General features: G+C 52.3%; 8 protein-coding genes and 1 tRNA gene. 5 read left to right on the top strand and 4 right to left on the bottom strand.

The features are described 5' to 3' along the window. Positions 1-9: 9 nt before the first annotated feature. Positions 10-1,383, bottom strand: a complete 1,374-nt coding sequence (locus QWU00_RS12400) for an Nramp family divalent metal transporter (protein WP_035381224.1) — start codon at positions 1,381-1,383, stop codon at positions 10-12. 213 nt (positions 1,384-1,596) lie between these two features. Here QWU00_RS12400 and mntR point away from each other — a divergent pair, with 213 nt between their 5' ends. After that, the gene (mntR, locus tag QWU00_RS12395) at positions 1,597-2,070 is read left to right on the top strand and encodes a manganese-binding transcriptional regulator MntR (protein WP_035381226.1); all 474 of its coding nucleotides are present in this window, start codon (positions 1,597-1,599) and stop codon (positions 2,068-2,070) included. Positions 2,071-2,142: 72 nt separating this feature from the next. Here the strand turns inward: mntR and QWU00_RS12390 are convergent, their stop codons facing one another. Beyond that, on the bottom strand, positions 2,143-4,428 hold the full coding sequence (locus QWU00_RS12390) for a TonB-dependent receptor (protein ID WP_035381228.1): 2,286 nt from the start codon (positions 4,426-4,428) through the stop codon (positions 2,143-2,145). Between the two features lie 485 nt (positions 4,429-4,913). Here QWU00_RS12390 and QWU00_RS12385 point away from each other — a divergent pair. Together QWU00_RS12385 and QWU00_RS12380 are read left to right on the top strand one after the other, a co-directional pair. Further along, positions 4,914-4,989: transfer RNA gene (locus QWU00_RS12385), tRNA-Glu, on the top strand. Positions 4,990-5,077: 88 nt separating this feature from the next. After that, entirely contained in the window at positions 5,078-6,169 is a 1,092-nt protein-coding gene (locus tag QWU00_RS12380; protein WP_035381230.1) for a site-specific integrase, read from the top strand. A gap of 38 nt (positions 6,170-6,207) precedes the next feature. On the opposite strand, the gene QWU00_RS12375 is transcribed toward QWU00_RS12380, so the two are convergent. After that, the gene (locus QWU00_RS12375) at positions 6,208-6,606 is read right to left on the bottom strand and encodes a helix-turn-helix domain-containing protein (RefSeq protein WP_222942020.1); all 399 of its coding nucleotides are present in this window, start codon (positions 6,604-6,606) and stop codon (positions 6,208-6,210) included. Between the two features lie 694 nt (positions 6,607-7,300). Beyond that, positions 7,301-8,055, bottom strand: a protein-coding gene (locus tag QWU00_RS12370; protein WP_304651045.1) for an IS5 family transposase whose coding sequence is annotated in 2 segments (ribosomal slippage) — positions 7,301-7,716 and positions 7,716-8,055 — 756 coding nt in all. Because the reading frame shifts where the segments join, the coding sequence is not laid out codon by codon here. Positions 8,056-8,344: 289 nt separating this feature from the next. Here QWU00_RS12370 and cydD point away from each other — a divergent pair. Further along, complete coding sequence (gene cydD, locus QWU00_RS12365) at positions 8,345-10,027, top strand: thiol reductant ABC exporter subunit CydD (protein ID WP_035378618.1); 1,683 nt, start codon at positions 8,345-8,347, stop codon at positions 10,025-10,027. After that, positions 10,024-11,709, top strand: coding sequence for a thiol reductant ABC exporter subunit CydC (gene cydC, locus QWU00_RS12360; protein WP_035378620.1), 1,686 nt, complete (start codon positions 10,024-10,026; stop codon positions 11,707-11,709). The genes cydD and cydC overlap by 4 nt, the downstream gene beginning before the upstream one ends. The last annotated feature ends 23 nt before the right edge of the window (positions 11,710-11,732 follow it).

Genomic DNA, 11,732 nt, shown 5'->3' with positions numbered 1-11,732 from the left:
GGGTTAAACCTAGAAAATGGTGTCGTAGAGCAGTTTGAAGTTAAGGATCAGGATGACCGCCGCCACAACCCAGGAGAGAACAGCACTTGTGCGGGAGATAACAAACTCCCCCATTTTCCTGCGGTCAGACACAAACAGAACCAGCGGAATAACGGCAAAAGGCAACTGCATGGAAAGGATAACCTGGCTGAGCAACAGTAATTCGCCCACGCCTTTGCTGCCGTAAAGAGCGGTCACCACAATCACCGGAATAATTGCCAACCCCCGCGTTAGCAAACGGCGCGCCCAATGAGGAATGCGCAGCCGCAGAAATCCTTCCATAATAATCTGGCCCGCCAGAGTGCCGGTTATAGTGGAATTAGTCCCCGCAGCCAGCAGAGCCACAGCAAAGAGAGTGGAGGCAATACCAAGCCCAAGAATGGGGGATAGAAGTCTGTAAGCGTCCTCAATCTCCGCAACATCCTGATGCCCGGTCGTATGAAAGGCCGCCGCAGCAACAATCAAAATGGCTGCGTTGATAAACAAGGCGAGCATCAGCGCGATGGTACTATCCCACGTTGCCCATCGAATAGCCTCCCGCCGCCCCTCGGAGGAGCGTTCAAACGCACGCGTCTGCACAATGGAAGAATGCAGATAAAGATTATGCGGCATAACGGTCGCCCCAATAATGCCTATGGCAATATAGAGCATCTGACTATTGGTCACGATCTCAGGGGAAGGCAGAAACCCCTTTATGATCCCCGCCAATGGGGGAGCAGCCGCCACAACCTGCACAGCAAAACAGAGAGCGATGATGCTCAGAAGCCCGATAATGAAGGCCTCCAGATACCGGAAGCCCTTGTTCATCAAAAATAGAACAATAAAGGCATCCAGCACTGAAATGGCAGCGCCCCCAAGCAGGGGGATACCAAACAGCAATTGCAGGGCCACCGCCGTGCCAATCACCTCTGCCAGATCACATGCAATAATCGCCAGCTCACACGCCAGCCAAAGCAGGATGTTCACGGCTGGCGGGAAATGATCCCGGCAGGCCTGCGCAAGATCCCGGCCTGTCGCAATTCCCAAGCGGGCAGAAAGCGCCTGAAGCAGAATAGCCATCAGGTTGGACAACATGATGACAGATAGCAGCGTGTAACCAAACTGCGCGCCACCCTGCAGATCCGTCGCCCAGTTTCCGGGGTCCATATACCCCACGGAAACCATATAGCCCGGCCCGACAAAAGCCAGAAACCGCCGGAACCAAGACGCATTTTCCCCTGGCAGACGAACGCTGGCAAAAACTTCGGGCAGACTGCTGCTGCCAGCCTCGGTCGGCTTGGCAAAACGCCAGCCAGCCTTGGCGGAATCAGGAGCAGAACAACTATGGTGAGAGGAGTCAGGCATAGTTACAGACTAGAGCCTACCGCGCCATGATATGCAACATGCTATATTAAAAAGTAGTGGCAAAACTTGCTCTAAAAATCACTTTTCCTGATCTTCAGTCATGACATTCCAAGCGTAATAAAGTATTCTTAACAGAATAATGATAGGCGCCCACGGTCTTTCGCTGGCATCTATCCGCATCTACATGTCCCTAACCAGCAGGCTGCCCACCTTATGACGTCATTCGACATTCTCCCTGATGCTGAAACACATTCGGAAGGATTTCGCGCCAACCGCGCGGCAAGGCAGAATGTTCTGGTTGAAGATTACGTGGAACTCATTGCCGATCTTCTGGATGAAGGCCAAGAAGCACGGCAGGTGGATCTGGCCGAACGTCTGGGCGTTTCCCAGCCCACTGTGGCCAAAATGCTGACCCGCCTGACAGATGAAGGATTTGTGGCGCGAAAACCTTACCGTGGCATCTTTCTCACCCAGACAGGCCGAAAACTGGCGGAAGAAGTACGCTCACGCCACCGGATTGTTGAAGCCTTTCTTCTGGCACTAGGCGTCAGTCCGGAAAATGCGCGCATTGATGCCGAAGGGCTGGAACATTATGTGGGAACAGAGACACTCGCCGCCTTTCAAACTGCCATCAATGCAGGTTTGAGTGACTTCATGGCGAACGCCCGCAACACTCAGCCCTCATAAATTTTGAGAAAATCCCCTTTTGGTCCGAGAAAAATTTTCCACGAAAGCAAAAGGGGAAATGATCCGTTCAGATTAGAAGGTTAACCCAACATTCCCGATAAATGTCCTGCCAGCCGAAGGTACTGTCCGGCCAGAAAATGCTGAACCATAATTCAAACGGTTGGTAATATTGTTGGCGTTAAACGAAACACGATAATGCTTCATCTCCCAGGACAGCATTCCGTTCAGATTAAACATATAAGGCATCCGATAAAGCTGTGCTGTCGCAGGCCCTGCCCAATAGCCTGAGGCATACTGCGCGCCACCAGCCACCTTCAACTGCCCCCAACCCGGATTAAGCAACGCACGAGAAAGATCATAAGATGTCCACAACGAGAAGTTGTTGTGCGAAATCTGAGGTGCCTGCTTTCCGTTATCGCCCGTGGTACTATGCGTCACCTTACCATCAAGGTAAGAATAGGAACCGTAGATGTTCCAGTCTTTTGTAATCTTTCCCGTCAGGCTGAGTTCAACACCTTGAATCCGCCGCCCACTACCGGCATCACCCTGTCCCACCGCAATGTCGCCATTCGTGTCATAATAATATGTATTGGTCTCATTGATGCGGAAGAATGATAACGTTGCGCCCAAGCGTCTATGCAGAAAATCTGCCTTGCTGCCAAACTCGAACAGATCACTCCGCTGCGGCTTGAAATCCTTGGTGTCGCTGGCCACATCTGCGGAATTAACGTTGTTCGTCACAGTCCCCGCCACATCCGTTCCAATCGGTTTATAAGACCGGGCAAACGTGAAATAGAAGGAGACTGTTTCCAAAGGATTCACCATGATGCTGCCCGAGGGGCTCCAGCGATCCGCTCTCTGACTTTGCAAACCGGAAGCTACAGACGCTGAATTATAAGTCGATACAAATGAGTCCCACCGCCCTGTTCCAAACAGGGAAACATATTTTCCAACTTTTATGCGATCAGATAAAAACAGCCCCACATCACGCGAAGAAGCGACACGCTGCCCCGTATCAGGAAAAGTCAGGCGCGTGTTAGGATAAGAATAATCCGGGTCACGAAGAGTCTGGATATTGGAACGATTGACCCATGTCCCGTAATGTCGGTTGTCATAAGCATATTCAACATCAACACCAGCTTTGATTTCTTGAGACACAATCCCGGTTTTGACCTTGGCAGTGCCCATAAGAATATTCTGAGCCGCCCATCCATCCTGACGATACCCGACCCCGCCGCCAGCACCATAAGGAAACGTGGGGTTCCCGCCTGCAAAGAAAGAAGGTGCGCATCCATTGGCAAAGCTACAGGCTGCCGGTGTTGTGGCCGCATACTCACGGTCATATTTTGTCAGACGCGTATCATTACTAATTGTAAACCAGCGGGTTACTTCGGATTTCAACAAGGATGTCAGCGTATGTACATTGTTCTTGTCACGGTCAAAACTGCGCGCATAACTGGTGTCCCGCGCCAGACCATGGCTGGTTATCGGTCTGTAAACACCATCCGCCATCTGTACAAAAGGCACGCCATAATCAGGCACGCTGTCTGAATTGAACCACTGCCAATTCAAATGCCAGGATGTCTTACTGTGTAACCCCACACCAAGATCAACAGCAGTCCCGTAACGGTTGGACGTAGTGCGCTTCCGGTCCGCGACACCTTGGCGGTTATACATTCCATTGATCCGCAAGGCGATATCATCATTGATCTGATAATTAACATCACCCGCACCGCGATACATCGAGGCGCTACCAAAAGCCTGATCGTAATTATAGTCTGTTCCAGCATGGGCATGTTTCAGGGACTGATTGATAACCCCCCCAACATTACCAGCACCAAAATATTCTCCCGTCGGTCCCTTGATAACCTGCACATCCTCCGTGTTGAAAATATCACGTGTGTAGGTTCCAAAATCCCGAAGGCCATCCGTATACATATCCTGACGCGCCTGTAGCCCACGAATACGGAACTGGTCACCATTCATGCCGCCATTGCCTTCACCAGTGGAAAGCGTAATGCCCGGAACGTTTGCCAGCGCCTGATCCAGCGTGAACACCCGCTGTTCCTTAATGATCTCATGAGGGACAACCGTAATGGTCTGAGGCGTATCACGGACTGAAGCAGGCATACGGGAGATATTCAGCGTAGAACTGTTCGTATTCCCGGCTGCAACTCCTGCATCGCCCTCACCGCGCACCCGCACTGCAGGCAGTTTGATGGAGCTGTCCGTTTCATTGGTTGATGGCGTTGTGTCTTGGGCAAACGCTTCTCCAGCCCCAAAACTGGTTGTCATACCGAGCGCCACAGCAAGGCTGACCTTCTGTTTCTGAAAAGCAAAACGGCCTGATTGGCTCATTCCTGTAATCCTTGTTCTATAACAAACCCAGCCCCGCATGCGTCTTGCACGCCAGCCGTGATCCACCGCAACTTAGTCGAGAATGATTCGCATTATAAACATAAAAATTTTTGGGCGATAGAAATTTTCAACATGAAACGTTCGGAAAATAAAAAAGAGAAGATTGGCGTTCTTCCTCCCACGCAATCACTCCGTATGCGTAATGCCCAATAAAATACCACCGAAAAATTCAATCGCCATAATGTATTTTATATTTAATAACTCATAAAAATACATTTAAAATAGATTATAATATATAATGAAATGTAATTTTTGTGTTTTTATTTTATATATTATGAAATGTATTATTATTTTTATTAATTTTACGCGATAAATACGCTCTAACCATTAAGGAGCATACATACTCATGTTTCTTCCAAAAACTGCACGAGACGACTTGACGGCAGTTTCAAACACCTCTAGATCAAAGCCCAAGACAGCCTCAAGTCCCGTTCGTCTAGAGGCCTAGGACACCGCCCTTTCACGGCGGCAACACGGGTTCGAATCCCGTACGGGACGCCAAGTTTTTCAAGAACTTGCAGCAGGTTAATCTGAAAATCGTTGATTTTTGAGCCAATCCCGAGCCAAACTGGGAGAGGATCGAGTAACGATGACCAAACCACCAAAAGAGACCCTCAAGGACCCTGTGACAGGGAAGCCGTTGCCCAAGGGCGTCTGGTATCGTGGCCCCGGCCAGTATCAGGCCCGCAAGATGGTGAACGGCAAACGTCACCGCGAAACCTTTGCGTCAGCCAGCCTCGCCCGCCGCTGGCTTCAGGACGTACGGGCCAAGGCGCATGTGGGCCAACTTGAGCCACCCGCACGCAAGAGAAACCAGATCACTTTTGGTGAACTCTTTGAGCGCTTCGGCCGGGAGCGCATGACAGAACGCGATGCCGATCGTATGGGCCATCTTCCAGCCCTTCTTAGTTCCGACATTGCCTTATTGAAAATCGACAAATGGACCAATGGCGATGTCCGGGATTTTCGTGACACCATGCTGGCAGCGGGACTGGCCAAGGGAACCGTCGTCAAACGCCTAAACATGATTGCGGCCATCATCGAATACGCCAACTCGGAATGGGACACGACCATCCTCAATCATGCTTCCGCCAAAAGGACCAAACGGCCCGAGGGAGCGGATCGCAAGAGAAACCGGAGATTAAAGGACGGCGAAGAAGACGAACTTCTGCGGGCTGCTTCTCGGCCCGACGGGGTTTTCAGGCATTATCCTGATGTGGTGTGGCTCATCAGGTGGTCGATTGAACAAGGCTGGCGCTTAGGGGAATCCCTCAGTTTGCGCTGGCAGGATATCGACTTCCGCAAGCAGACCATTTCCCTCGCCCGCGTGAAGAGTGACAGGCACAGAGAAGAACTTGGTCCCGAAATCCGTCCCATGACCAAGGGTGCACAACGTGTTCTCATGGAAAAGCGGGCCGCCATGGAAACGGTGCCTGACCGAAAAGATATTGTCTTTTCGGTAGGAGAGAGAAAAATCTTTTCTGTTTTGTTCGGTCGCATGACCCGGCAAGCAGGAATTCAGGACCTGACCTTTCATGATTTGCGCCACGAAGCAACATCGCGCCTAGCGCGCTATCTGAACCCAATTGAACTGACCCGAGTCACTGGCCATCGCGATCTGAAGTCACTTAACCGCTACTATCAGCCTGTGCCTGGAGATATTGCGGACAAGACACGCTAACTGCCAGCCAGGATAATCAAAGGTAACCAGAGCGCGTTTTACTGGAAGCCGATAACACGGGTGAAGAGGAAGGCTGCCAACGCCAGCGCCATCACGGAGAAGAGAAACAGATCAGGATGCGGGCAGCTCAGTACCAGTGCGCCCCGTCCGCGCTGACGGCGGCGACGCTTTTCAAACCGTTCGGTTTCAAAAAGCTTTTCTTCAATAAAGAGATCGAGATATTCCTGGCGAAACAGCCGCATGCTGCCGATCTTGACGGACCGTGGGCCAATCCGTAGCGAGACCCAGTTGGCCAGCGTTCCCTTGGCGATCCCAAGATAATCTGCTGCCTCTTGATACCGCATCAATCCCCGCCTTACATAGGCGGAAATACGTTGTGAGGCGGACGCCGGTTCCAGACTATCCTGTTGAGGCAAGCGTTTAGCGTTTCGTGACATGATGACCCTCTGCGATGGCCAGATCCGTGACACTCACGAATCACTTTCTCCTTTAATGATAACTCACAGTTCTGAAACCGCCAGCGAGGGATAGAAACTGATTGAAAATAATACCTCAATTTCTGAGCTAAAAATGCTTCCATCAAGCACTGCTTCTCCTTCTGAAAAAATCGTTCAGAAAAGGCAGCAATGGGGGGGGGAACGGAAGGTCAGCTTGCGGATGGCGCGGTTAGAAAAGCAGTCATTCATCTGACCGATGCTTACAACAGCTATACGGTCATAGTTGTGATTTATGCTACTCTTGGAGAATGCTGATGACGTGCGATTAGCGACATATATCGCGATACTTGGATATATGTTGTGGCTATAAACCCGCATCCAGATGAGACTTTTGCGCTAATACTGACGGTAGATATCGTGGCATTGATGGGGCTTGCTGCCACCAGAGATATATACCAGGGCTGAAAGCCTCATACGGCATGTGGCGGCATGAAATACATCTGGACCATATTATATTTAAATACCAAGCGACAAACGAATACACAAAAATAACATATAATAATATCGATAATATCAATAATTTTATTTCAACAATTATTTTTGTTTATTCTATAAAATACGTTTCGCGCAGAACGACGACTTTCAAGGATATGGTGATCCCTTAATACACGCAGCTGCTGACTAGGGTGTGTCGTCAGTTAATTCCAATGATGGCGGAGACGAATTGCACGGCTGCGAGGAAAGTTGACTTCAGCTTGTCATATCGTGTTGCAATACCCCTGAACTGTTTAAGTCTGGCGAAGAAGAGTTCGATGATGTTTCGTTTTTTATAAAGCGAGAAGAGGATTTTCCGTGGATTGCGTCGGTTTTTCTTTGACGGAATAACCGGTGTGATCCCCCGCTCTTCAAGCTTTTCGATGAGGGGATCGGCATCATAAGCCTTGTCGGCGATGAAGACCTCGGGATCGACTTCATCGAGCAATGGCTCTGCTTCTGTGATGTCGGCCCTTTGTCCGGGCGTCAGGGAAAGAGCCGCAGCCTTTCCCGCGGCATCGACAATGGCATGGATTTTCGTGGTCAGTCCGCCACGGGACCGCCCGGTGGCCTGATCCGCCCCCCTTTTTTACGGGCGCCCGCGCTATGCTGGTGAGCACGGACAATGGTGCTGTCGATCATCATGTATTCGTTGTCATGGTCAGCAGCCAGATGCCGGAAAATCCGCTCGATCACGCCGCCTTCGCACCAGCGACGCAGCCGCCGGTGCACGTTCTTCCAGTCCCCGAACCGGACAGGCAGATCACGCCAGGGAATGCCTGCACGGTAACGATACAGCACGGCTTCGATAAACAGACGGTTATCCTCAGCCGTCCCACCGACATGACCTTCGCGACCCGGGAGAAGATCTTTTATTCGCTCCCACTGACCATCGCTCAAACCATACCGTCGCATTCACACTCTCCCCGTTCCAGAAACAGGAAGAAAACATCACAGATCAAACGGGAGTACAAGCTTCATAATCCCCCCGTTTAACTGACGACACGCCCTAGGAAAATGCTTCCTATCATCTGGTGAGGCATCTCCAGACCTCATTGATGGTGAAAATCCCTAGATAATTCGTTTGTTTCTTTTTTCACCGCTTTGAGGGGAAGGGGCAATGATGCGTTGACTTTACGTTTTAATAAAACCTATAATTTATGAGTTAATAGAAATTAGAAACTTTAAGTGAGGGTTAAAGCTAGTGTCTGCGGGTAGAATCTCGGACATCTCAGAAATCGCACGCAAGGCTTCCCCAGCTCTGGCTGTTGCTGTCGGGTTGGGCGGAGTGGGGGCGGTTTTGCTTGTTGTGCAGATGATTCTTCTGGCTAAACTGGTGGCTGATGTTGCCTTGCAACGCCTGCCTGTCGAGGCAGAGTTCTGGCCTTTCACAGGTTTCCTGTGCGCAGCATTGATGCGCTGCTGCGTGCAGTGGGCTTCAGAGATGACGGGTGAGCAAGCGGCCCAGAAGGTTGTGACCGTCTTTCGTCAGGACCTGATCCAGCGTCTGTTCCGAATTGGTCCTGTCGGATTGCAGGATCTGGAAACCGGGCGCCTTGCAACGTCTCTGACGGATAGTGTGGCAGCCCTTCAGCCCTATATCGCACAGTACATTCCAAGAGCTGCGGCAATGGTGATCCTGCCGTGCGTTATTCTTGCGGTTGTCGCAGGGCTGGATGGTTGGAGTTTTCTGATCCTTGCCATGACGGGACCACTGATACCGATCTTCATGGCTCTGGTCGGTTACAGCGCTCAAGGCTTGATGGACCGACAGTGGACGCGGCTTCTTTTGCTTGGTGCGTCTTTTTTCGATGCCGTACAGGGACTGACAACTCTGCGTCTTTTTGGTCAGGCACGGGAAAGCGTAAAAATGGTGCAGGCTATGGCCGAGGCGCACCGACTGGCGACGATGCAGGTCATGCGCGTTGCATTTTTGACTTCTGCCGTTCTGGAATTCTTTTCCAGCCTCGCGGTCGCACTTGTCGCGATTGTTCTGGGCTCTCGTCTGCTTTCAGGGCAGGTTGATTTTCAAACCTCTTTTTTGGTTCTTCTGCTGGCCCCGGAGTATTTCGCGCCGCTCCGCAATTTTTCTGCCAGCTATCATGCCCGTCAGAACGCGCTGTCAGCCATGGACGGGCTTATGGCCTTTATGCGTCTTCCAGAACTCTGTGTCGATCAGGGCGCGCGCCCTCATCAGGCCAAAACTGCGGCCCCTGAAAAGCTTATTTTCAAGGATGTTTCCGCAGGTTACGGACAGGGTTCAGACATTCTGTGTGGTATCTCCTTTACTGCTCATCGCGGCACTATTACGGCGGTAACAGGTGCCAGTGGATGTGGTAAGACCACACTTCTGCACATTCTTCTGGGAATGATGCCAGTTCGCGCCGGAGAGATTATTGCTGTTGATGATGCCGGCAGCCGCATTGCTGCACAGAACTGGCGTATTGGTTGGGTCCCGCAGTCTCCGCATCTTCTGAACGAGACAATTCGGGACAATCTGCGTCTGGCAGACCCGGATGCCGATGATACCAGGTTGCGGTCTGTCGCCGCTCTCGCTGGCGTGCTCTCTTTTATCAACGACTTGCCTGACGGGCTGGATACCGTAGTGGGTGATCGCGGCACTGCTCTCTCGGGTGGCGAGGTCCGGCGTCTGGCATTGGCGCGGGCTTTAATGAATGCACCAGATATTCTGGTTTTCGATGAACCGACTGCGGATCTGGATAGTGCCAACGCAGCCATGATTGCGACCGCCCTCAAGCAACTGGCAGCCAGTCGCATCGTGATCGCTGTTTCGCACCGTCCGGACATTCTTCATCAGGCTACGCAAGTTTTTCACCTTCCCGAAGGTGTTCTTCACCTCAATGAAATTCAGCGAGCCGTAGCATGACGGAGCTTCGCTATGCCTTTCGCCTGATCGCACCTGCACGGGGGAAAATGATCTTTGGTTTTTCCTTTGCCTGTCTGGCATCTCTCTCAGGGTTCGGACTTCTTTTCCTGTCGGGCTGGTTGATTGCGGCGGCAGCTGCGGCGGGTCTTGGCGGAATAGTGACGCGCAATCTCTTTAACCTGTTCATGCCTGCCGCAGGTGTCCGGTTTTTTGCGACCGCCCGCATCCTGACACGCTATGGGGAACGACTGGTAGCGCATGACGCTGCGCTTGAAAGTGTCAGCGTTCTGCGCAGTTGGGTGTTTACACGCCTCATCCCCCGTTCCACTCTCCTGACGGATCACCGTAGCGGAGATGTATTGGGAAGACTGGTGTCCGATACTCAGACCGTCGGCCAATTCCCGATTGATGCACTGATGCCGTTTGGTGTGGCGGCAATCTGCGGGACAGTCAGTGTTGCCATCACAACTGTGTTCTCTCTTCAAGCGGGACTGCTTCTGGCTCTGGCGCTATTGCTCGGGGGAGTGGGGGTGCCCTCTCTGGTCGGCCGTCGGGTTGATCATGACGTGCAGCGCCTGGCCGAGCTTGGCGACAACTTCCGTGCGGATCTCGTTGAGGCTGTGCAGTGTGCAGGCGATATCATTCTGTGCGACGCAGTGGCACGGACAGTAGCGTCGCTTAATGCCACGCAGGATCTTTCAGGAAAAATGCAGTTGCGTTCCCTCGCATGGTCCCATGCGTCGCGGCAGATGGTGGCTTTCATCGCCGTCCTCGCGGTTGCCGGAATGCTGATGATCGGTGCGCACGCTTTACAATCCCAAGCCCTGAGCACCCCCGAACTGCCTATGCTCATCCTAGGGACCATGGCGGCAATGGAGTTTGTTTCGGGCGTCGTTCCGGCCCGCCAGGCCCTGGCTCGGGCGCGGCTTTCCATACGTCGCCTCATGACACTGTGCGAGGCACCCCTGCCTGTTGCGGAAGCAGAAAACGTTTGGAAAAGTGCCGATTTCACACGCCTTGTGATGCGGGACGTCCAGTTTGGCTATGCCGGTAGCCGGAAGAAAGTGCTGAAAGGCTGCTCCCTAAGCATCCATTCCGGGGAGCGTATTGGGGTCGTCGGGCCATCAGGGGCGGGAAAAAGTTCGCTTATTCGCCTGCTGCTTCGGCTGGAAGACTATCAGTCGGGCTCCATTCAATGGGGTGGAACTGATCTGAAACAGCTCGATACGCAGACGCTTTCAACGCAGATCGGCGTTCTGTCGCAGGACTTTCACCTGTTTCAGGGCAGTGTCCGGCGTAATTTATTGCTGGCCCGCCCAGACGCAACTGACGCGGAAATGTGGGCGGCATTATCCAGCGCCTGCCTCGCCGAAGACATCCGGCTTATGGAAAACGGGCTGAATACCCTCATCGGGGAGCATGGTATGCGGCTGTCTGGTGGACAGGCGCGCCGGTTGGCAGTTGCGCAGACTATTCTGCGTCAACCGCGCTGGATCATTCTGGATGAACCGACCGAAGGACTGCCCCCTGAAAAAGGCAGAGACCTGATCGCATCGATACTGGCAGCACTGCCACAGACAACAGTGCTCTGTATTACCCACCGTCCCGAGCCGCTGGAGTTCATGCAGCGTGTTTTGCGACTGGAGGATGGTCGACTTCATGAGCGGGAGGGACTGCCGTGATCCGACGATGATGCACGCCGGAT

Source organism: Acetobacter tropicalis (assembly GCF_030644465.1).
Classification (GTDB): Bacteria; Pseudomonadota; Alphaproteobacteria; order Acetobacterales; family Acetobacteraceae; genus Acetobacter; species Acetobacter tropicalis.
Note: the sequence above shows the minus strand (reverse complement) of the source record. Positions and strands in the feature narration are given on the sequence as shown.